Origin of the sequence: Bordetella bronchialis (genome assembly GCF_001676705.1) — a bacterium.
Taxonomy (GTDB): domain Bacteria; phylum Pseudomonadota; class Gammaproteobacteria; order Burkholderiales; family Burkholderiaceae_B; genus Bordetella_C; species Bordetella_C bronchialis.
Genome location: NZ_CP016170.1, coordinates 1977266 through 1999547 on the forward strand (window position 1 = coordinate 1977266; position 22282 = coordinate 1999547).

Sequence of the window (22282 nt, forward strand, 5' to 3'; positions counted from 1 at the left end):
ATCAAGACATGACGCAAGCTTTCCAGAAAGTCGCCGCCATCCGGGGCATGAACGATGTCCTGCCCGGCGCCAGCGCCCGGTGGGAACAGTTCGAGGAAATCGTCCGGAACTGGCTGCGCGCCTATGGCTACCGCAATGTGCGCACGCCCGTGCTCGAACACACGCGCCTGTTCGCGCGCGGCATCGGCGAAGTCACGGACATCGTCGAAAAAGAGATGTACACCTTCACCGACGCGCTCAACGGCGATTCGCTCACCATGCGGCCGGAAATGACGGCCGGCATCGTGCGCGCCTCCATCGAGCACAATCTGCTGTACGACCGCCCGCACCGCGTGTATTCCCTGGGCCCGGTGTTCCGCCACGAACGCCCGCAGCGCGGCCGCTACCGCCAGTTCCACCAGATCGACGTCGAGGCGCTCGGCTTCGCCGGCCCGGATGTCGATGCCGAACTCATCGTCATGCTGGCGCGCCTGTGGAAGCTGCTGGGCCTGACCGACGTACGGCTGGAGCTCAATTCGCTGGGGCAGCCGGCGGAGCGCGCCGCGCACCGTGCCGCGCTCATCGAGCACCTGGAAAAGCACCGCGATGTCCTGGACGAGGACGGCCAGCGGCGCATGTACACCAACCCCTTGCGCGTGCTGGATACCAAGAATCCCGCCATGCAGGCCATGGCGGACAGCGCGCCGCGTCTGTTCGATTTCCTGGGCGACGAATCGCGCGCCCACTTCGATGGCGTGCGGCAGCGCCTGGACGATGCCGGCATCGCCTATCGCCTCAATCCGCGGCTAGTGCGCGGGCTGGATTACTACAACCTGACCGTCTTCGAGTGGGTCACCGACCGTCTCGGCGCCCAGGGTACGGTGTGCGGCGGCGGCCGCTACGACGGCCTGATCGAGCTCCTGGGCGGTAAGCCCGCGCCCGCGGTCGGCTTCGCCATCGGCATGGAGCGGCTGCTGGATCTGTGGGAGCAGACCGTCGCGGCCGAGCCGGTGCCGGAATGCGACGTCTACGTGGTGCACCAGGGCGAGGACGCGCAGCGGCTGGCGGCCAAGGTCGGCGAGCAACTGCGCGACGCCGGGCTTTCCGTTATCGTGCACGCCGGCGCGGCCAGCTTCAAATCGCAATTCAAGCGGGCGGACGCCAGCGGCGCCCGGGTTGCGGTTATCCTTGGCGCCGACGAAGTCGCGACCGGCACCGCGGGCGTCAAGCCCTTGCGGGGCGAGGCCAGCCAGCGCCAGGTGCCGCTGGCCGAATTGGCGCAGGCCCTGCGCGGATAGCGGCCCGGTCGCCACCCCGATTCCGACAATATTGACGCGCCAGGATATGTGAGCATGGCATACGATCTCGAAGAACAGGAAAAACTCGACGCGCTGAAGGCGTGGTGGGCTCGCTACGGCCTGCTCGTTTCCATCGTCGTCGCGGCCGCCGCGATCGCCTATGGCGGCTGGCAGGGCTGGCAGGCTTACCAGGCGCACAACAGCCGGCAGGCCATGGGCTATTTCGAAGCGCTGGAAGACGCCGCGCGGCTGGGCGGCGCCGATGCCACGGCTCGCATCAAGGCGGCGGCCGGTACCTTGCGCAACGACTACCCCGGCACCGGCTATGCCGGCCGCGGCGTCCTCGTGGCCGCCCAGGCGCTGCAGGCGCAGAATGATCTGACCGGGGCGCGCGAACAGCTCGAATGGCTGGCCGGCCAGCGCAAGCAGGGAGCCCTGCAATCGGTGGCCCGGCTGCGGCTGGCGGGCCTGCTGCTCGACCAGAAGCAATACGACGCCGCGCTCGCCCAGTTGCAGGATCCGCCGCCGGCTTTCGCCGCGCTGTATGCGGACCGCCGTGGCGACATCCTGGCCGCGCAGGGCAAGGTCCAGGAGGCGCGCGCCGCCTGGCAAAGCGCCATCGACGGCCTCGGCACGGCCAATCCCCTGACCCCCGTCGTGCGCCTGAAACTCGATGCCCTGAGCGGAGCCTGATCCCGATGTCCACGTTTTCCTTCCGTCGCCCCGTCGTCCTGGCCGCCTGCCTGGCGGCCGCGCTCAGCCTGGGCGCGTGCTCGCTGTTTTCCAAGGACGACACCCGCTATGACCCCGCCCCGCTGACGGACTACAAGCCCGGCATGTCCGTGCGCCAGGTATGGTCTGTTTCCGTCGGCAGCGGCGGCGGCCTGGGCTTCTTTCCCACCGTCGTCGGCGAAGCCGTGTACGCCGCCACGCCCAACGGCATGGTCGGCAAATACGACCTGCTCAGCGGCCGCGCCATCTGGCGCACCGACGCCAAGGCGGACCTGACTGCCGGCGCGGGCAGCGACGGCAGCACGACCGTCGTGGCCAGCAAGGCTGGCGAGGTCATCGCGTTCGACGACACCGGCAAGCAGAAATGGAAGGTGCGCGCCACCAGCGAAGTCAGCGAGCCGCCCCTGGTCTCCAACAACCTGGTCGTGGTGCGCAGCGGCGATTACCGCATCACCGCCTTCGACGTCCGCAACGGCGACCGGGTGTGGAGCGTGCAACGCCCGGGCCCGGCGCTCGCGCTGCGTACCAACACCCAGATGATCATGGCGCAGGGCCTGGTCATCGCCGGCCTGCCCGGCGGCAAGATGATGGCGATCAGCGCCGACAGCGGCAGCGTGCAGTGGGAAGGCACCGTGGCCACGCCCAAGGGCGGCAGCGACCTGGAGCGCCTGAACGACGTGGTGGGCGCGCCGCGCCTCATCGGCCCGCTGTTGTGTGCCGTGGCCTACCAGGGCCGCATCGTCTGCTTCGACGTGTCGCAGGGCGGCCGTCCGGTATGGGCGAAAGACTTCTCAGGCGCGGTGGGCCTGGGCGCGGACGAAAACGCCGTCTACGCGCCCGACTCGCACAGCATCGTCTACGCGTACAGCCTGCGCGACGGTAGCGAGCTCTGGAAGCAGGATGCCCTGCGCAATCGCCATCTGACGGCGCCCGTGGCCATCGGCCCCGCCATCGCCATGGGCGACTATGATGGCTATGTACATTTCCTGTCCCGCTCGGACGGCCGCCTGCTGGCGCGCCTGTCGGTGGGGGGCGATGCGGTGGTTTCGCCCTTGCAGACCACCTCCCAAGGCGTGCTGGTCCAGACCGGGAACGGTAATCTGGTCATGATCGGCACCAACTGAACCTTATCTGTCCTTTATCCGTGTCCTTCAAGCCTGTCGTCGCCCTGGTCGGCCGTCCCAATGTCGGGAAGTCCACCCTTTTCAATCGCCTGACGCGCTCGCGTGCCGCGCTGGTCGCCGATTTCTCGGGCCTGACGCGCGATCGCCACTACGGCGAGGGCAGGGTGGGGGACTATCCCTTCATCGTCATCGACACCGGCGGTTTCGAGCCCGTCGCCAAGGACGGCATCCTGCGCGAAATGGCCCGCCAGACCCGGCAGGCTATCGCCGAGTCGGACGTCGTGATTTTCCTGGTGGACGGCCGGGCCGGGGTGAACGCGCACGACCATGAAATCGCCGAGCTGCTGCGCCGCTCCGGGCAGCGCCGCGTGCTGCTGGCGGTCAACAAGGCCGAGGGCATGGGCATGGCCGCGGCCACCGATTTCCACGAATTGGGCCTGGGCCAGCCATGGCCCATCTCCGCGGCGCACGGCGACGGCATCGTGGATCTCATCGAACGGGCCCTGGCCGATCTCGTGGAGCCGGAGCCGGAAGCCCTGGCGTCCGAGGATGACGAAGCCGCGCTCGAGGACGGCGCGCCCTTGCCGGAGGGCAAGTTCAGCGCGCCGCCGCCCGACCACCGGATCAAGCTGGCCATCGTGGGCCGCCCCAATGTCGGCAAGTCCACGCTCATCAATACCCTGCTGGGCGAGGAACGCGTCATCGCCTTCGACATGCCCGGCACGACGCGCGACGCCATCGAAATCGACTTCGAGCGCGACGGCAAGCGCTACACGCTGATCGATACGGCCGGGCTGCGCAAGCGCGGCAAGGTATTCGAGGCGGTCGAGAAGTTCTCGGTCATCAAGACGCTGCAGGCCATCGAGGCCAGCAATGTCGTGCTGCTCATGCTGGATGCGCAGGCCGAAATCTCGGAACAGGACGCCCATATCGCCGGCTTCGTGCTGGAGACCGGCCGCGCCGTGGTGGTGGCCATCAATAAGTGGGATGGCCTGGATGCCGACCAGCGCGACCGCATCCAGCGCGAGTTCGAGCGCAAGTTGCGCTTCCTTTCCTTCGCCAAGGTCCACACCATCTCGGCGCTGAAGGGCGCGGGCGTGAAGAACCTGCTGAAGTCGGTCAACGGCGCCCATGCCGCGGCCTTCGCGAAACTGTCCACGCCCAAGCTCACCCGCGAACTGCAGGCCGCCGTCGAGCAGCAGCCGCCGCCGCGCAAGGGCATCTTCCGCCCCAAGATGCGCTATGCGCACCAGGGGGGCCAGAATCCGCCTTTGGTCGTCATCCACGGCAATGCCCTGGATGCGGTGCCGGATGCCTACCGGCGCTACCTGGAAACGCGCTTCCGCACCGCCTTCGACCTGGCCGGCACGCCGCTGCGCATCGAGTTCAAGTCTTCGCGCAATCCGTACGTGCAGGACAAATAGCACCCAAGGACACGCCATGAGCCGTTACTGGAGTCCCGTCGTCGCCGGGCTCAGCCCCTATGTCCCCGGCGAGCAGCCCAAGCTGGCGAACCTGATCAAGCTCAACACCAACGAGAACCCCTTCGGGCCGTCCCCCAAGGCGCTGGCCGCCATGCGGGCCGCCTGCGACGACGCCTTGCGCCTCTATCCCGATCCCGCTTCGGACCGCCTGCGCCAGGCCATCGCCAACCACTACGGCGTGACGCTGCCGCAGATCTTCGTCGGCAACGGTTCGGACGAGGTGCTCGCCATCGCCTTCCAGGCGCTGCTCGATCACGACGCGCCGCTGCGCTTTCCGGACATCACCTATAGTTTCTATCCCGTCTATTGCGGGCTGTACGGCGTCCGGTACCAGACCATCCCGCTGACCGCGGATTTCCGTATCGACGTGGCGGACTACCTGCCGGCCGCCGGCCAGGCGTACGGGCCCATCCTGTTTCCCAATCCCAACGCGCCGACCGGGCGGGCGCTGCCGCTGGCCGAGATCGAGCGCATCGTCGCCGCCAATCGCGATGCCGTCGTCGTCGTGGACGAAGCCTACGTGGATTTCGGCGCGGAATCGGCGGTGCCGCTGGTCCAGCGCCACGACAACCTGCTGGTCGTGCAGACGCTGTCGAAATCGCGTTCGCTGGCTGGATTGCGGCTGGGCTACGCCATCGGCAGTCCGGCGCTCATCGAGGGCCTGGAGCGGGTCAAGAACAGCTTCAATTCCTATCCCGTCGACCGCGTGGCGCAAGCCGGCGCCGCGGCGGCGATCGAGGACGCCGAGTATTTCGACCGCACCCGTTCGGCTGTCATCCAAACGCGGGAGGCGCTGGTGGAATCGCTGGGTTCGCTGGGCTTCGACGTGATCCCGTCGGCCGCCAATTTCGTCTTCGCGCGCCACCCGGCAAGCGATGCCGCCACCCTTGCTGCTGCGCTGCGGGAAAGGGGCATCATCGTGCGCCATTTCAGCCATCCGCGCATCGATCAGTACCTGCGCATTTCGATCGGGACCCCCTCGGAATGCGATGCCTTGGTGCACGCGCTGCGCACGATTTTGGTGTGAACTTTCGGTGTCATGTTGCGTCACATCATTCAGTGGCACCGCCAGGGAAAACCCTGTAGAGTAACTATCTTGGCGTCCGCCACACCCAATACAACACCCCAAAACAACACAATGGAGCCTGGCCAATGAGCAATAAAGGGCAAACTCTGCAAGATCCGTTCTTGAACACGCTGCGTAAGGACCACGTACCCGTGTCCATCTATCTCGTCAACGGCATCAAGCTACAGGGGCAAATCGAATCTTTCGACCAGTACGTGGTGTTGCTGCGCAATACCGTGACCCAAATGGTCTACAAGCATGCCATTTCAACCGTTGTTCCGGCTCGCGCCGTCAACTTCCAGGTGGAAATCCCGTCTGAATAAACGCTCGACCGGCCGTCGCGCAACAGGCCCCGGCGGCCGTGCGCACGGTGCTCCGCGCGGCGTCACGCCGCTTGATGGCCATTCCGCTTTCCGTGCCCGCCGCACCATTGGTGTCGGCGGGCATTTTCACTGCGGGCGCCGTATTGTCGGACCACGCGACGGCACGGCGGTTGCCCGCGTCGTCGTTTCCGCTATTCCATCTGTTCCAGTTTTACGGGCCGTACGTATCGATCGCGCCGGCCGGGAGTTCGCATGCGCGCGTTGATCATCAGTGTCGATCTGGGCAATCCCGATTTCGAGGCGCACGCGCAGGAGTTCGCCATGCTGGCGCGCGGCGCCGGCGCCGAGATCTCGGATACGGTGCTGGCGCGCCGCGACCGCCCGGACGCCAAATTCTTTATCGGCTCCGGCAAGGTCCAGGAAGCCGTCCTGCTGGCCCGCGCGCATAACGTCGACGTGATCCTCTTCGATCACCCGCTGTCGCCCGCGCAGCAACGCAACCTGGAACGGGAATTCAATCTCCGGGTGGTCGACCGCGTCGCCCTGATCCTGGATATCTTCGCCCTGCGCGCCAAAAGCCACGAAGGCAAGCTGCAGGTCGAGCTCGCGCAGTTGCAGCACCTGACCACGCGCCTGACCCGCTTGTGGACCCACCTGGAGCGGCAGCGCGGCGGTATCGGTATGCGCGGGCCCGGCGAATCCCAGCTGGAAATGGACCGCCGCATGATCGGCGCCCGCGTCAAGGTATTGCGCGAACGCCTGGACCGGGTAGAGCGCCAGCGGGTCACGCAGCGGCGCTCGCGGGCGCGCGGCGGCGCCTTGTCGGTGTCCCTTGTGGGCTATACCAATGCGGGCAAATCCAGTCTGTTCAACGCCATGACGCGCGCCGGCGCCTATGCGGCCGACCAGCTGTTCGCCACGCTGGACACCACCACGCGCCGCATCTGGATCGACGGCGCCGGCTCCGTGGTCCTGTCCGATACGGTGGGATTCATCCGCGACCTGCCGCCCACGCTGATCGCCGCCTTCCGCGCCACGCTGGAAGAAACCGTGCATGCCGATCTGCTTTTGCATGTCGTGGATGCCGCCAGCCCGCAGCGCGACGAGCAGATCATGGAAGTCCAGAAAGTCCTGGCCGAGATCGGCGCGGGGGATATTCCCGTCATCATGGTCCATAACAAGATCGATCTGCTGGGGCTGCCCCCGCGGGTCGAACAGGATGCCCATGGTACGATTGCGCGGGTGTTTGTCAGCGCCGCCGAGCGCGCCGGTCTGGATGCGTTGCGCGCGGCAATTGCGCAGGCCGGTCAGATTGCGGGAAATAATGCGTCCAATATCCAAACTGTTCAATCTGAATGACCCAGGCTGGGGTCGTGGCAACCAGAATGGCTCGGAGCCGCCCCGGCGTCCCCAAGGCAGCGGCGACGGTCCGCCCGACCTGGACGAAGTCTGGCGCGATTTCAATAATCGCATCGCGGCGCTGTTCGGCCGCAAGGGCAATCAGGGCGGACGCCCCGGCGGGCCCGCCGGCCCCGGCGGTACCGGCCCGCGGAACGCCCGCATCGGCGCCGGCCTGATCCTCCTGGTATTGATTGTCCTGTGGCTGGCCAGCGGCTTCTATATCGTCCAGGAAGGCCAGGTGGCCGTGGTCACCCAGTTCGGCAAGTACCACAAGACGGCGCAGGCCGGCTTCCAGTGGCGCATGCCGTATCCCATCCAGAACCAGGAAATCGTCAACGTGTCGCAGCTGCGGACGTTCGAAGTCGGTTTCCGTGGCAGCTCGCGCAATAAGGTACTGCCGGAAGCGCTGATGCTGACCACCGACGAGAACATCGTCGACATGCAGTTCGTCGTGCAGTACCGCCTGCGCGCGGACGGCGCGCCCGATTACCTGTTCCGCACCCGCGATCCGGACGAATCCGTCCGTCAGGCCGCCGAGACCGCCATGCGCGAAGTCGTCGGCAAGCAGCCCATGGACTACGTCCTGTACGAAGGCCGTACCAACGTGGCCACGCAGGTCCAGGCGCTGATGCAGCAGATTCTCGATCGCTACGATACCGGCATCCAGGTCAGCACGGTCGCCATCCAGAACGTGCAGCCGCCCGAGCAGGTGCAGGCTGCCTTCGACGATGCCGTGAAAGCGGGCCAGGACCGCGAGCGCCAGATCAACGAAGGCGAGGCCTATGCCAACCAGGTCGTGCCGCTGGCCGCCGGCCAGTCCTCGCGCATGATCCAGGAGGCCGAAGGCTACAAGGCCAAGGTCATCGGCGATGCGACGGGTAATACCGCGCGCTTCAACAGCGTGGTCGCCGAATACCGCAAGTCGCCCGCCGTCATGCGCGAGCGCATGTACCTGGAAACCATGGAGGAAATTTTCTCGCGCGCCAGCAAGGTCATGATCGATACGCGGGGCGGCAATAACGTCGTCTACCTGCCGATCGACAAGATCATCCAGCAGGCCGCGCAAGAGGCCGGCAAACAGCCGCCCCCGTCAGGCTCGCTGAGTCTGCCCGGCGCCAACCAGCCGACCGTCCCGCCATCGCCACGTCCCATTCCCGGGCAAACATCCGGCAACCCCGGCAGCGGCAACACGCTGTCCCGCGATCGCCTGTCGCGCTAACCGGAGGAGCCCCCAACATGCAACGTCTACTGCCCATTCTGGTCGGCCTGATCATTGTCCTGGCCGCGCTGTCGTCCTGCGTCTTCATCGTGCGCGAGCGCGACTATGCCCTGGTCTTCTCGCTCGGCGAAGTGCGCAAAGTCATCAACGAGCCGGGTCTTTATTTCAAGGCGCCGCCGCCCTTCCAGAACGTCGTGACCCTGGACAAGCGCATCCTGACCATCGAGTCCACGGATGCCGAGCGTATCCAGACGGCTGAAAAGAAGAACCTGCTGATCGACTCCTACGTCAAGTGGCGCATCGCCGATCCGCGGCTGTATTACGTGACCTTCGGCGGCAACGAGCGCGCCGCGCAGGAACGCCTGCAGGCCCAGATCCGCGACGCGCTGAACGCGTCCGTCAACATCCGCACGGTCAAGGACGTGGTCTCGGCCGAACGCGAGAAGGTCATGGCGGAGATCCTCTCCAACGTGGCCAAGCGCGCCGCGCCGCTGGGCGTGCAGATCGTCGACGTGCGCCTGCGCCGCATCGAGTTCGCGCCGGAGATCTCCGAATCCGTCTATCGCCGCATGGAAGCGGAACGCAAGCGCGTGGCCAACGAGCTGCGTTCCATCGGCGCGGCGGAAGGCGAGAAAATCCGCGCAGAGGCCGATCGCCGCCGCGAGGAAATCCTGGCCGACGCCTATGCCAAGTCGCAAGCCATCATGGGCGAAGGCGATGCGCGGGCCAGCAGCATCTATGCCGAGGCCTACGGCAAGGATCCCGTCTTCTATACCTTCTACAAGAGCCTGGAAGCCTATCGGTCCTCGTTCTCCAAGCTGGGCGACCTGCTGGTGGTGGACCCGACCTCGGAATTCTTCCAGTTCTTCAAGTCGTCGGTGGGCGTGCCCGGCGCTCCCAGCGGCACCTTGGGCGGTCTGCCCGGCAGCACCACGGCGCCCATCCCCGCGGACGCCAAGAAATAGCGCGCCCCGCGTCGGGCAGGGCGGCCGGCCCCCCGGCCGGCGCGTTCCGGCCAGGTGCGGCCGGCCAGGCGCGTTCCGGCCAGGCGCGTTCCGGCCAGGTGCGGCCGGCCAGGCGCGGCCGGCCAGCCGTTCCCAGGCGCGTGCGCCGACAAGTGTGCCTGCCCGGTGCTCCCGCCAGGCGACCGAATTCGACGCCCCGGTGGGGCGCCCCAGCCCGGGGTCCCCGCTGGGCGGCGCCGGCTGGCGGGATTGTCCGAACCATGTACAATACCCCGTAAGCTTTAAAACATTCCGCAGCGGCTGAGCGGGCTTACGCCCCTCAGCCGCTTTTTCGTTTGGGTATCGCTTATCGGTATCGCCGGGCGCGGCCCGCGTCTTTCATTTAGGCATGATCAGGTAACTAACATGGGCAACTGGCTGCTGCCCGAGCGCCTGGCGGACATTCTGCCCGCCGAGGCCCGGCGCATTGAGGAACTGCGTCGCGAACTGCTGGATCTCTACCGTACCTACGGTTTCGAGCTGGTCGCGCCGCCCCTGGTGGAATACATCGATTCCCTTCTGTCCGGCACCGGTACCGACCTGGATTTGCGCACCAGCAAATTGGTGGACCAGCTTTCCGGGCGCATGCTGGGCGTGCGGGCGGACATGACGCCGCAGGTGTCGCGCATCGATGCGCACCTGCTGAACCGCGCGGGAGTGACCCGGCTCTGCTATTGCGGAACGGTGCTGCATGCGCGGCCGGCCGACCTGCTCTCCAATCGCGAACTCCTGCAGATCGGCGCCGAAATCTACGGCCACGCGGGCGTCGAGGCGGACATCGAAATCCTGCGGCTGGTGCTGGATACGGTAACCATCGCCGGCGTCCGCCAGCCGCGCCTGGATCTCTGCCATCCCGGCGTGGTCCGCGCCATTATCGATGCCGATCCCGCCGCGCCGGCGCATGCGGCACAGATTCACAGCCTGCTGCGCGACAAGGACGTCCCGGGCCTGATGGAGCTTGGCCGCCGCCCGGACGGGCCAGCCGCGCGCACCATCGAAACCCTGCGCACGCTGACCGGCCTTTACGGCGACACCGGCACGCTGGCGCGCGCGCGGGCCGAGTTGCCGCCGCTGCCCGGCATTGCCCAGGCGCTGGATGCGCTGGAGGCCCTGCTGCCCGCCTTGCCGGAGCTGCGGGTCAGTATCGACCTGGCCGACGTCCGCGGTTATGGGTACCACTCCGGCATCACCTTCGCCTTGTATGCGGAAGGCTGGCACGACGCCCTGGTCAGCGGGGGGCGTTATGACGACGTCAGCCGCGTGTTCGGCCGGGCCCGGCCCGCCACCGGCTTCAGCCTGGACCTGCGCAAGCTGGCCGCGGGCCTGCCCCCCGCCGAACGTTCGCCCGCCGTGCGCGCACCGTGGGGCCAGGACCCGGCGCTGGTGGCCGCGGTGCGGAGCTTGCGCCAGGCAGGCGAAATCGTGGTCCAGGTCCTTCCGGGCCACGAGGACGACCAGGACGAATTCATCTGCGACCGCGAGCTGGCACTCCAGGGCGGCGCATGGAAGGTTCGCAACCTTTGATTCATCCCCTCTTTGACGAGGGGCCCGACGGAATCCGCGGTTTCGCCGCGAAACTCGATACTCACTTTCGATCATGAGCAAGAACGTAGTCATCATCGGCACCCAGTGGGGTGACGAAGGCAAGGGAAAGATCGTCGACTGGCTGGCCGAATCGGTCCACGGCGTGGTGCGCTTCCAAGGCGGCCACAATGCCGGCCATACCTTGTGGATCAACGGCAAGAAGACCATCCTGCGCCTTATTCCGTCGGGCATCATGCATCCCGGCGTGACGTGCTACATCGGCAATGGTGTCGTACTGTCGCCCGAGGCGCTGCTCAAGGAAATCGAGGAACTCGAAGCCGCCGGCCTGGACGTGCGTTCACGCCTGCAGATTTCCGAGATCTGCCCGCTCATCCTGCCGTACCACGTCGCCATCGACCAGGCCCGCGAAAAGCGCAAGGGCGAGGGCAAGATCGGCACCACGGGCCGCGGCATCGGCCCGGCCTACGAAGACAAGATCGCCCGCCGCGCGCTGCGCGTCCAGGATCTGTTCGATCCGGCGCTGTTCGACGAAAAGCTGGCGGAGCTGCTGGACTACCATAACTTCGTGCTGACCCAGTACCTGGGCGCCGAGCCCGTCGCGGCCAGCCAGGTGCGCGATCAAGCCATGGCGCTGGCGCCCGCCATCGCTCCCATGGTGCGCGACGTGTCCAGCAACCTGTTCGCCGCGCAACAGGCCGGGCAGCGGCTGTTGTTCGAGGGCGCCCAGGGCGCGCTGCTGGACGTCGATCATGGCACCTATCCCTACGTCACCAGCAGCAATTGCGTGGCCGGCGCGGCCGCGGCGGGAGCCGGGGTGGGCCCGCAGTCGCTCGATTACGTACTGGGTATCACCAAGGCATACACCACGCGGGTGGGCTCCGGTCCGTTCCCGACCGAATTGATGGACGAAATCGGCGCGCGCCTGGCCAATATCGGCAAGGAGTTCGGCTCGGTGACGGGGCGTCCGCGCCGTTGCGGCTGGTTCGACGGCGCCGCGCTGAAGCGCTCCGTGCGCCTGAACGGCATCACCGGCCTGTGCATCACCAAGCTGGATGTGCTCGATGGGCTGGAAACGATACGCCTGGGCGTGGGCTATCGCGTCAATGGCGAATTCCGCGACGTCCTGCCCTATGGCGCCTGCCAGGTGGCCAAGGCCGAGCCCGTGTTCGAAGAACTTCCCGGCTGGTCGGAATCCACGGTGGGCATCACCGAATACGAGAAGCTGCCCGCGGCGGCGCGCACCTACCTGGAGCGCGTGGCCCAGGTTTGCGAGGTTCCGATCGACCTGGTTTCCACCGGCCCGGATCGCTCCGAAACCATCGTCCTGCGTCATCCGCTGAAGGGCTAGGAGCGTACCGCCATGTCTGCACCGCCCAGTACCGATAAGGATCTTTGGGTCAGTTGGGATGACTATCATCGCCTGATCGAACAGCTCGCGCTCAAGGTTTATCGTTCGGGCTGGCAGTTCGACCAGATCCTTTGCCTGGCGCGGGGCGGGGTGCGGGTGGGGGATGTCCTGTCGCGCATCTTCGATGTGCCCTTGGGCATTCTCGCCACCAGCAGTTATCGCGAGGCGGCCGGCACCAAGCAGGGCGCCCTGGACATCGCCCAGTACATCACGATCACCCGGGGCACACTGGCCGGCCGGGTGTTGCTGGTCGACGACATGGTGGATACGGGCCTGACCTTCAACCGCGTGCTGGACCACCTGCGCAGCCAATTTCCCGCCATCACCGAGCTCCGCAGCGCCGTGCTCTGGTGGAAAGGGCATTCGCAAGCCGTCCCCGATTACTACATGGAAAAGCTGCTGACCAACCCGTGGATACATCAGCCTTTCGAAGAGTACGACAGCCTGCGGCCCCACCAGCTGGAGGCCTGGAGCAGGAAAGGCTCGACGTCCTGATCCCTGCCGTGCTAGAATCATCTGTTACCAAGTCGAATTTCATCTTCTAACCTATGCCTATTGTTCGCCTGAAGGAAAACGAACCGTTTGAAGCCGCCCTGCGTCGCTTCAAGCGCACCATCGAAAAAACGGGTCTTCTGACCGAACTGCGTTCGCGCGAGTTCTACGAGAAGCCCACGGCCGAGCGCAAGCGCAAGCACGCCGCCGCGGTGAAGCGCCACTACAAGCGGATTCGTAGCCAGCAACTGCCCCCGCGCCTGTATTGATTTCCGGGTCGATCCGAGCGATTCGCATTGGATTCGCATTGATTGATTCCAGAATCCTTCATACAGGAACTACTTGCCCGAGTCGACGTGGTCGATGTGGTCGGGCGATATGTGCAGTTGCGCAAGGGTGGGGCCAATCTGCTTGGCCTGTGCCCCTTTCATAACGAAAAAAGTCCCTCCTTCACGGTAAGTCCCACGAAGCAGTTCTATCACTGCTTCGGGTGCGGCGCACATGGCAGCGCCATCACCTTCCTGATGGAACACACCGGCGCCAGCTTCCCGGAAGCGGTGCGCAGCCTGGCGGGCTCCGCCGGCATGGCGGTTCCGGAAGAAGACCGCAGTCCGCGCCAACGCGCGGAATCCGCCCGGCGCAAGGAAGAAGTCTCCCGTCATACGCAGGTGCTGGAAGCCGCCCAGGCTTTCTACCTGAAGCAGCTGCGCGCCTCGGCGCCGGCCATTCGCTATCTAAAACAGCGTGGCCTGACCGGCGAGATCGCCCGACAGTTCGGCTTGGGCTGGTCGGGCAGCGATCGCCAGGGGCTGGCGCAAGTCTTCAGCCGTTACGACGACCCCGTGCTGGTGGAGGCGGGCCTGGTCATCGAGGCCGAGGACGGCCGCCGCTACGACCGCTTCCGCGAGCGTGTGATGTTTCCCATACGGAACGCCCGCGGCGTGCTGATCGGGTTCGGCGGGCGGATCATCGGCAAGGGCGAGCCCAAGTACCTGAACTCACCGGAAACACCCATCTTCTCCAAAGGCCAGGAGCTGTATGGCCTGTGGGAGGCGCGTCAGGCCATCCGCACCGAAGGCCAGGTGATCGTGGTCGAGGGCTATATGGACGTGGTCGGGCTGGCCCAGCTCGGGGTGGGCAACGCGGTGGCCACGCTGGGCACCTCCACCACGCCGGACCACGTGAAGAAGCTGCTGCGGGCCAGCGATCGCGTGGTGTTCAGCTTCGACGGCGATAAGGCGGGCCGGCGCGCCGCCTGGCGCGCGCTGCAAGCCTGTTTGCCCGCTTTGCGCGACGATATCAACCTGCGCTTTCTTTTCCTGCCGGCCGAGCACGATCCCGACTCCTACATCCGCGAGTTCGGAGAGGAAGCCTTTCGCGCCAGCCTGGGGGAAGCGGTCGCGCTGTCCCGGTTCCTGCTGGATGAGCTGGCATCCCGGCACAATCTGGGCGAGGCGGAAGGCCGCGCCGCCTGCATGCACGAGGCGCGTCCGCTGCTTGCGGCCATTCCCGCCTGTGGGCTGAAAACGCAGATCGAGCGCGAGCTGGGCAAGCTGGTCCAACTGACGCCGGAAGAGGTCGCCCAGGCCCTGGCCCAGCCGTCCGGTCCCACCGGGGCGCATGGCGCCCCGGCGCAAGGGACAGGCGGTACGGCTGCGAGCCCGCCGGCAGGGCATGACGTGCCTTTCGATATGGCGGATGGCGATGAACCCCCGCCCGATTTCTCGTACGAGCCCATCCCGGATGGCATGGATATGCCCGCCGGCCAGGGTGGCCGCGGGAAGAAAGGGCGGTACACACGCGGCTTCAACGCCAACCAGGGCGGCAAGTGGTCACGCCGCGACGACAAGGACAAGGTCGGCGGTGTCATCGAGCCTCGGCGGCCGGTGCCCACGCTGGCGCGCCGCCTGCTGCGCCTGCTGTTGTCCCACCCCGAATTGGTGGACGGCATGGGGGATCAGCAACTTGAAGTATTGGACCGCGGGCCCCACCTTGGTATGGTGCGCGATCTGGTGGTGCTGGCGCAGCGCAGCGGGGCCCGCCACCTGGGTGCCTTGCTGGAAGCCGCGGAACCGGAATCCGACATCGAATTGGTGCTGCGCAGCATGAGCGCCGACCTGCTCGGCGAGGAAGAGCTGCCCAATCCGCAGGCGGAATGGGACGATGCCTTGCACCGGATAGAGTTCGCGGCGATCCGTGCCGAGATCGATGAGTTGGCGCGGTCAGGCCTGCAAACGGATCAGGATCGCGACCGGTATCAGGAACTTTCGAGGCGCTTGCAAGCAATTAAGGATGCTGGAAGCAGCTCAATGGGGTAAAATCAAGGGTTTTCCTGATAGCGGCAGGAATCTTGGCGCCGGTTTTATCCGGTAGTGTGTCTGAAGCGGTGTCTGGAGGGCGGTCCGGGACAACGGTAATCGATCTGGTGATGTGGGGGAGATGTGGGGCAGATGGGCATGCAATGCCCGCAACCACGGGCCCGGAAGGACGTGTCCACAACCACGGGTCCACAACACGGGTCCAGAACCACGTGTCCAGCACCACCAGCCCAGAACCACCGGGTTCCGACCCTGTCTAATGTACGTGTGCCAAGCCGGGCACCGCGGGCAATAGGCCCGGCGATGACCGGTTTGCGGAAGTGGGCGTCGTGCCGGGTGCTGGTCCCGGCCGGCGGATGTCCTTGACGACTGCGTTCATTCTACCGAAGGCAACGTAACAAAGCATTGACACGACTTTACCCAAGGTACCAGAAATCAGGAAGAGCAGGGCCCAATCGGCCGGCAGGCGCAAGACAGAAATTACGCGGGTCTTGCGTGGCTGGTCCGGGGGTCGGAAGGAAAGTCCCGGCACATGTGCCGGAAGGTTGCAAGACCGAGTGCTGCACAGGGCCACGATCCGGCCAGCAGCGTCGCCCGTCCAGGGCTTTCTGCAATCTTCGCGCATGGGGCGTGACGTACCGGCCGATCGCCAGGCACTGTTATTAGTTTTTAAGTACGCGTCTTGACCCGGTCGGGGCTTACGCCCGGACCGTCGATAGCGGTGCGGCGGGCTCCGGCCTGCAACGACCACGGAAGCGACTATGACGAAATCCATCGGCAAAACCTCCTCTGCAGTTGAAATGGCCGAAGAAGCCAAAACGGCCAGGCGCGCTGCCAGCAAGGCGGCGGAAAAGACTTCGGCCAAAGCGGCCGTCAAGGTTGCGCCCAAGTCCGCTGCCGTGAAGACTTCCGCCGTGAAGAAAGCCGCCAAGGCGGATACGCCCGACAAGGCTGCCAAGGCGAAGAAAGCCGAAGACAAGCTGGCCGAACTGGTCGGCCGTCCCGCGTCCGTGCCCAGCGGCCGCCGTCCTGGCCGGCCCGCCAAGAACCAGAACAACGACAACGCCGATTTCGACGATGCCGGCGATGGCGAAGGCGAAGTCCTGCCCGAACTGAAGCCCGTCAAGCGCGGCGGCAAGCGTGGCAAGGGCGATCCCAAGGATCTGATCGCCCGCGGCCCCGTCAGCCCGGAAGAATACGAAGCGCGCCGCAACCGCCTGAAGCAGCTGATCAAGCTGGGCAAGGACCGCGGCTATCTCACGTACGGCGAAATCAACGACCATCTGCCCGACGATCTGGTCGACGCCGAGGCCATCGATGGCATCATCAGCACCTTCAGCGACATGGGCATCGCGGTCTATGACCAGGCTCCCGACGCCGAAACCCTGCTGATGAGCGAAAACGCGCCGGTCGCGTCCAACGACGATGATGTCGAGGACGAAGCCGAGGCCGCGCTGACCACGGTGGATTCCGATTTCGGCCGCACGACGGACCCGGTGCGCATGTATATGCGTGAAATGGGCTCGGTCGAACTGCTGACGCGCGAGGGCGAAATCGAAATCGCCAAGCGTATCGAAGACGGCCTGAAGCACATGGTCATGGCGATCTCCGCCTGCCCGACCACCATCAATGAAATCCTGGCGCACGTCACCCGCGTGCGCGAGGGCCAGTCGCAGATCGACGAAGTCGTCGACGGCCTGGTCGATCCGGAAGACGGCGAGGAATACGCCGGCGCCGGGGTGACCGCCGAAGAAGACGAAAACGACGACGGTCCCGCCGGCGGCATGAGCAGCAAGCAGCTGGAAGACCTGCGTGTCAAGGCGCTGGCCAAGTTCGACGAAGTCGCCAAGCAGTTCGAGAGGATGCGCGCGGCCTACGAGCAGGACGGCTACCGTTCCGGCGCCTACCTGAAGGCCCAGGAAGCCATCCAGAACGAGTTGATGGGCATACGCTTCACAGCCAAGATGGTGGAACGCCTGGCGGACACCCTGCGCAACCAGGTCGAGGAAGTGCGGCAGCTCGAGCGTGCCGTGCTGCATACCTGCGTGGACCGCGCCGGCATGCCGCGTTCGCACTTCATCAAGGTATTCCCCGGCAACGAAACCAACCTCCAGTGGGTGGTGGACGAAGTCGCGGCGGGGCATCCCTACGCCGAAACCCTGGAGCGCCAGGTGCCGGCCGTGCAGGAACTGCAGCAGAAGCTGATCGATCTGCAAGCGCGTGTCGTGCTGCCCTTGAAGGACCTGAAGGAGGTCAACAAGCGCATGGCCACCGGCGAGGCCAAGGCCCGCAAGGCCAAGCGCGAAATGACCGAGGCCAACCTGCGTCTGGTGATTTCCATCGCCAAGAAGTACACCAACCGTGGCTTGCAATTCCTGGATCTGATCCAGGAAGGCAATATCGGCCTGATGAAGGCGGTGGACAAGTTCGAATACCGGCGCGGCTACAAGTTCTCCACGTACGCCACGTGGTGGATCCGCCAGGCCATCACGCGTTCGATCGCGGATCAGGCGCGCACCATCCGTATTCCGGTCCACATGATCGAAACGATCAACAAGATGAACCGGATCAGCCGCCAGATCCTGCAGGAAACGGGCGCCGAGCCCGATCCCGCGACGCTGGCGCAGAAGATGGACATGCCGGAGGACAAGATCCGCAAGATCCTGAAGATCGCCAAGGAACCGATCTCCATGGAAACGCCCATCGGCGACGACGACGATTCGCACCTGGGCGATTTCATCGAAGACACGGCCACGCTGGCGCCTTCGGATGCGGCATTGCACGGTTCCATGCGCGATGTGGTCAAGGAAGTGCTAGACTCTCTGACTCCGCGCGAGGCGAAGGTCTTGCGTATGCGCTTCGGCATCGAGATGAGCACCGATCAGACGCTGGAAGAAGTCGGCAAGCAGTTCGACGTCACCCGCGAGCGGATCCGCCAGATCGAAGCCAAGGCCTTGCGCAAGCTGCGTCATCCCAGCCGTGCCGACAAGCTCAAGAGCTTCCTCGAAGGCCAGTAAGCACGCGCCTGCGCACAGGATGAAAGATCAATAAGGGCCTCTAGCTCATGCCTGGTTAGAGCAGCGGACTCATAATCCGTTGGTGCCGAGTTCGACTCTCGGGGGGCCTACCAACACTTCATGCGCACGTAGACGCCACTCGTGGCGAACCGCACCCCGGAAGTCGGATACCGATCCGACCTCTGGGGTGTTTTTCATTGGGCGCCGCTACGTCGCTTCAAGGGCAGCGAGCTTCTCAATCCGGAAAGAACAGTTGTGGATAATGCAAAGATGGGTAGTTCTTAAAAACCCGTCCCTTGAATTGCGACTGCAATAGCTGGTCCGGGTATCCCGGCAGATCGTATTCCTTGGCAAGTTTCTCCCACTTTCCATATATGTCGGATATGTGTTCCGGCAGGGGAAAGGTCGTGCCCACGGACCCCTTGAAGCCGATGACCGGCCGGTCGACGGCGCGCGCAAAGCTTTGTGCGAATGGGACGGTTCCGTTGGCGGTATTGCAGGCGAGCAGCCGCACGACATCGTACCGGGAAAGATCTCCGGCTTGTCCCGCTAGTGCGTCCGGTCCCACCAGCATGAAGTCAGCGAAGCGGGCGAGGGTCTCGTCGCCCATGCTGATTCCATGGAAAAGCAGGTTTGCCTGGCGCCCATACCTGCCGAAATCGTTCTCGAAGAAATAGATCTCGGCACGCTTGCCTTGAATGGTCCAGGACAAACGTCTTATGTTCAACGGCTCCCGCTGCATGGGAGATTGCCATACCGCATGTTGTACCTGCTTGAAGATCGGCCCTTCTCGCGCCAGGTCTTCCTCGATCGCAGGTAACGATGTGGATGTCTGTTTGCCTGTGCCTTTGAGCGCCTGGACCGCCGTCCTTGCCGCCAGGCTCTCAAGGGTCGGTATGACCCTGTCCAGCGCTTCTACCGCAATATGTCCCGTCGGGTCGGCCCGATCGATCGGGTCGTCTTTGCCGTACGCGTATGGGTTGATGCCTCCCCAGGCGAAAGGGCTAAGGGCATCCGGTGCGCAGAAGCGCATCAACGGGGGCAGGAGCAGTCGATAGCCGTTGCCCAGGCTGTAGCCGGCGGCGACCGGGTCGAACATTTCGCCAGCGTAACGAAGGGATGCTGCCGGCGCAGTCGCACCCTGATCCTCGCGCCTGGCCGTGGAAACGAGATGATCCTTGTTCATGGACGATGGTCCATCATCGGCATCGGTATCCGCGACACGACCGGTCGGCCCGTCGCATGGTCCGATCATTTTCGAGGGCTTTGCCAAAAGCGCGGCGTAATCTCGTGTGACAGGGCACGCGGTGTCGACGCCGACTGAAGACTGACCCCCATGGGATCAGTATTACTTCCGGGGCTGCTACCTATATGGCGATCGCTATCGTCTGCTGACCGTCTCCGTACGGGACAGGCGATGGCGCGCGGTACATCCCCGGACGCGCTCCGCCTTCCATTGCCACCCGCGCCCGATGGGGCGATAGCCTAAAGGAACGCCGACAATCGGTACCTTTCAAATGCGGCGGGATCGTTTTGGATTTGCTTGGATGTCGCCGGAATGCCGGGTCATGTACCAGAACAGCAGGGCCAGCAGACTGACTGTCGCGCCCAGCGCGCACACGCCATCCCAGGCAGCGTGAGCGTAGGCGATTGTGGAAGCGATACCGCCCAGCCCGCTGCCGAGCGCATAGAACAGCATATAAAGGCCGACCAGCCGGCCATGCGCTTCAGGTCGGGTCCTGAAGATCAGGCTTTGATTGGTGACGTGCAAGGCTTGTCCGCCCAGGTCGAGCAGCACGATGCCGACGACCAGCGCGCCGAGCGACCGGTCCATGAGCGATAGCGGCCACCAGGCCAGGACGAGCGCCAAGAGCGCCGCCGCGCTGGTGCGCTGGGCGTGTCCTTGGTCGGCCCACCGCCCCGCGTGCGTGGCGAGGAGCGCGCCCGCCGCGCCAGCCAACCCGAAGGCGCCGATGGCCGTGCGCGAGTAGCCATAGGGCGGCGCGCTCAGCGGCAGGACCAGCGCGCTCCAGAAGATATTGAATGCGGCGAACATGAACAGCGCCAGCATGCCGCGCACTTGCAGCACCTTTTCCTGCCGCAGCAGCGATGCCATCGAGGCGATCAGGCGCGGATAACCGGGCTTGCGCGGCGTCGTCGTAAGGCTAGGTAGCCGCCACCACAGCGGCAAGGCGATGCCGAGCATCGATACGGCGGCACAGAAATAGACGCCTCGCCAGCCCGTCAGATCGCTGACACCTCCCGCGAATACCCGTGCGAGCAGCAGGCCGATGAACACGCCGCCTTGCGCCGCGCCGACGACACGACCTTGTTCATGCGGCGCGGCGGCACTGGCCGCATAGGCGATCAGCCCCTGGGTCATGGCGGTGCCCAGCAGGCCCACCGCCATCATGCCTGCCAGCAGGGCAGGCGCGGACCGTGCCATGCCGACGGCCGCCAGCGCAGCCGCGAGCGCCACCAACTGCACCGCCATCAGGCGCCGCCGGTCCACCAGGTCGCCCAGTGGCACGAGCAGCAGCAATGCGAGCGCGCAGCCCACCTGCGTGGCGGTGACCACGCCGCCGATTGCCGCTTGGCCGATGCCGAAGTCCCGCGCCAACGCGTCCAGCAAAGGTTGGGCGTAATAGACGTTCGCCACGCTCAAGGCGCTGGCGGTGGCGAACAGCCACACCAGACTGCGCGGCAATGCCTTGGGAATCGATGAAGCGTTCATGCCCGATTGCTATCCATTCTGGTTTCAAAACAAAACTCCTTGAATGCTATGGCATGTAGTTTTAAACTGCAACTGGAATGGCGAGATCAAGCCAACCACGGTGCAGCCATCTTGTGCCGATGCCGATGAGCTATTGCCGTTGCTGCGCCTATGCGAGTTCGCCAGGAGATGCCATGCCATCCCGCAAGCACCTGACCGACCAGCCTTGTCCGGTCGCACGCGCCGTCGATGTGATAGGAGATCACTGGTCGCTTCTTATCGTGCGTGATGCCTTCGACGGTATGCGCCGCTTCGGCGATTTCCAGCGCAGCCTGGGGGTGGCGCGCAACATCCTTTCCAATCGGCTGCGCAAGCTGGTCGACGCCGGCATCCTGGAGACACAGCCCGCCTCGGATGGCACCGCCTATCAGGAGTACGTGCTGACCCCCAAGGGGCAAAGCCTTTTTCCTATCGTGGTGGCATTGCGGCAATGGGGGGAGCAGCACCTATTCGCGCGTGGCGAGCCCCATTCGACGCTTATCGACAAAGGCACCGGAAAGCCGGTGCCGCGCATGGCGCCAAAGGCGCAGGACGGCAGTGTGCTTTTGCCGGGCGCTACGGAGGTGCGGAAGGTCCCGTAGCCGCGCCAGAACGCGGGTACGGCGGGCAAAAAAAAGCCACGGCCGAGGCCGTGGCGACAGGTGCGCTACGTTCGCTATTACGGTGCTGCGTTACCGTTCAAAAGCGACGCGCAACAGTACCAAAGTGGCCTTCCATACAAGGGCGGGTATGAAGACACCACTGTAACTTAATGCACCTTGCAATCTTGTATCCTCAGCGATGCAAAGTCCTGCCAATACTGGGGTGGCGCAAAGGGGCGCCGGCAGGGCCCCGGATCCAGACATACGCTTCGATACAACGTTGCAACAGGTTGGACCAGTTTCGCGGTCTCAACCGCCGAATGGAGGAATTCGAAAGCCATCTGCGCGTACCCCCAGGCAAGGCCACGGGCGACTTGGATGGCGGTCCGACGGGCTTTCAGTATAGAGGCGCCATGACCCGTCCGGCCGGCGATCGGGCATTTCGATGCCGTCCCGGCCACCTGCGGCGGCATCCTGGGCGCGCGCCGCGCCGGACGCCCCGCGTCCGCGCAGGGCGA

The 22282-nt window shown here is 65.2% G+C and carries 18 protein-coding genes and 1 tRNA gene; 17 read left to right on the plus strand and 2 right to left on the minus strand.

Going from position 1 to position 22282, the window contains the following annotated elements:
* Positions 1–8 precede the first annotated feature (8 nt).
* From hisS to BAU06_RS08865, 16 genes are all read left to right on the plus strand, one after another.
* Positions 9–1277 carry a histidine--tRNA ligase gene (gene hisS / locus BAU06_RS08790; RefSeq protein ID WP_066347242.1) on the plus strand — a complete coding sequence of 423 codons (1269 nt, stop codon included), beginning with the start codon at positions 9–11 and terminating at the stop codon, positions 1275–1277.
* 54 nt (positions 1278–1331) lie between these two features.
* Complete coding sequence (locus tag BAU06_RS08795) at positions 1332–1970, plus strand: YfgM family protein (RefSeq protein ID WP_066347244.1); 639 nt, start codon at positions 1332–1334, stop codon at positions 1968–1970.
* Between the two features lie 5 nt (positions 1971–1975).
* Entirely contained in the window at positions 1976–3133 is a 1158-nt protein-coding gene (bamB, locus tag BAU06_RS08800) for an outer membrane protein assembly factor BamB (RefSeq protein WP_066347246.1), read from the plus strand.
* Between the two features lie 20 nt (positions 3134–3153).
* Positions 3154–4557, plus strand: coding sequence for a ribosome biogenesis GTPase Der (gene der, locus BAU06_RS08805; protein WP_066347250.1), 1404 nt, complete (start codon positions 3154–3156; stop codon positions 4555–4557).
* A 16-nt stretch (positions 4558–4573) separates the two neighbouring features.
* Positions 4574–5644 (plus strand): histidinol-phosphate transaminase, encoded by a 1071-nt coding sequence (gene hisC, locus BAU06_RS08810; RefSeq protein WP_066347252.1) that lies wholly within the window; start codon positions 4574–4576, stop codon positions 5642–5644.
* A gap of 125 nt (positions 5645–5769) precedes the next feature.
* Positions 5770–6006: an RNA chaperone Hfq gene (hfq, locus tag BAU06_RS08815; protein WP_066347256.1), complete on the plus strand. Its 237-nt coding sequence runs from the start codon at positions 5770–5772 to the stop codon at positions 6004–6006.
* Between the two features lie 252 nt (positions 6007–6258).
* A complete protein-coding gene (gene hflX / locus BAU06_RS08820; RefSeq protein WP_066347260.1) occupies positions 6259–7365 on the plus strand; it encodes a GTPase HflX in 1107 nt (368 codons plus the stop codon).
* Positions 7331–8626 (plus strand): FtsH protease activity modulator HflK, encoded by a 1296-nt coding sequence (hflK, locus tag BAU06_RS08825; protein WP_066347265.1) that lies wholly within the window; start codon positions 7331–7333, stop codon positions 8624–8626. Before hflX ends, hflK begins: the two co-directional genes overlap by 35 nt.
* 17 nt (positions 8627–8643) lie before the next feature.
* A complete protein-coding gene (gene hflC / locus BAU06_RS08830) occupies positions 8644–9591 on the plus strand; it encodes a protease modulator HflC (RefSeq protein WP_066347269.1) in 948 nt (315 codons plus the stop codon).
* Positions 9592–9996: 405 nt separating this feature from the next.
* A complete protein-coding gene (locus BAU06_RS08835; protein ID WP_066347274.1) occupies positions 9997–11154 on the plus strand; it encodes an ATP phosphoribosyltransferase regulatory subunit in 1158 nt (385 codons plus the stop codon).
* A gap of 73 nt (positions 11155–11227) precedes the next feature.
* Positions 11228–12523, plus strand: a complete 1296-nt coding sequence (locus BAU06_RS08840; RefSeq protein WP_066347278.1) for an adenylosuccinate synthase — start codon at positions 11228–11230, stop codon at positions 12521–12523.
* Between the two features lie 12 nt (positions 12524–12535).
* Entirely contained in the window at positions 12536–13078 is a 543-nt protein-coding gene (locus tag BAU06_RS08845) for a phosphoribosyltransferase (protein ID WP_066347281.1), read from the plus strand.
* A 53-nt stretch (positions 13079–13131) separates the two neighbouring features.
* On the plus strand, positions 13132–13344 hold the full coding sequence (gene rpsU / locus BAU06_RS08850; protein WP_006218592.1) for a 30S ribosomal protein S21: 213 nt from the start codon (positions 13132–13134) through the stop codon (positions 13342–13344).
* A 42-nt stretch (positions 13345–13386) separates the two neighbouring features.
* Positions 13387–15393, plus strand: a complete 2007-nt coding sequence (gene dnaG / locus BAU06_RS08855) for a DNA primase (protein ID WP_066347283.1) — start codon at positions 13387–13389, stop codon at positions 15391–15393.
* A gap of 761 nt (positions 15394–16154) precedes the next feature.
* Positions 16155–18410, plus strand: a complete 2256-nt coding sequence (gene rpoD, locus BAU06_RS08860) for an RNA polymerase sigma factor RpoD (RefSeq protein WP_066347285.1) — start codon at positions 16155–16157, stop codon at positions 18408–18410.
* 34 nt (positions 18411–18444) lie between these two features.
* Positions 18445–18523, plus strand: a tRNA-Ile gene (locus tag BAU06_RS08865).
* Positions 18524–18645: 122 nt separating this feature from the next.
* On the opposite strand, the gene BAU06_RS08870 is transcribed toward BAU06_RS08865, so the two are convergent.
* Positions 18646–19596 carry an RHS repeat-associated core domain-containing protein gene (locus tag BAU06_RS08870; protein ID WP_066347300.1) on the minus strand — a complete coding sequence of 317 codons (951 nt, stop codon included), beginning with the start codon at positions 19594–19596 and terminating at the stop codon, positions 18646–18648.
* A gap of 327 nt (positions 19597–19923) precedes the next feature.
* The gene (locus BAU06_RS08875) at positions 19924–21144 is read right to left on the minus strand and encodes an MFS transporter (protein ID WP_066347303.1); all 1221 of its coding nucleotides are present in this window, start codon (positions 21142–21144) and stop codon (positions 19924–19926) included.
* Positions 21145–21317: 173 nt separating this feature from the next.
* Here BAU06_RS08875 and BAU06_RS08880 point away from each other — a divergent pair, with 173 nt between their 5' ends.
* Positions 21318–21764, plus strand: coding sequence for a winged helix-turn-helix transcriptional regulator (locus BAU06_RS08880; RefSeq protein ID WP_066347305.1), 447 nt, complete (start codon positions 21318–21320; stop codon positions 21762–21764).
* The last annotated feature ends 518 nt before the right edge of the window (positions 21765–22282 follow it).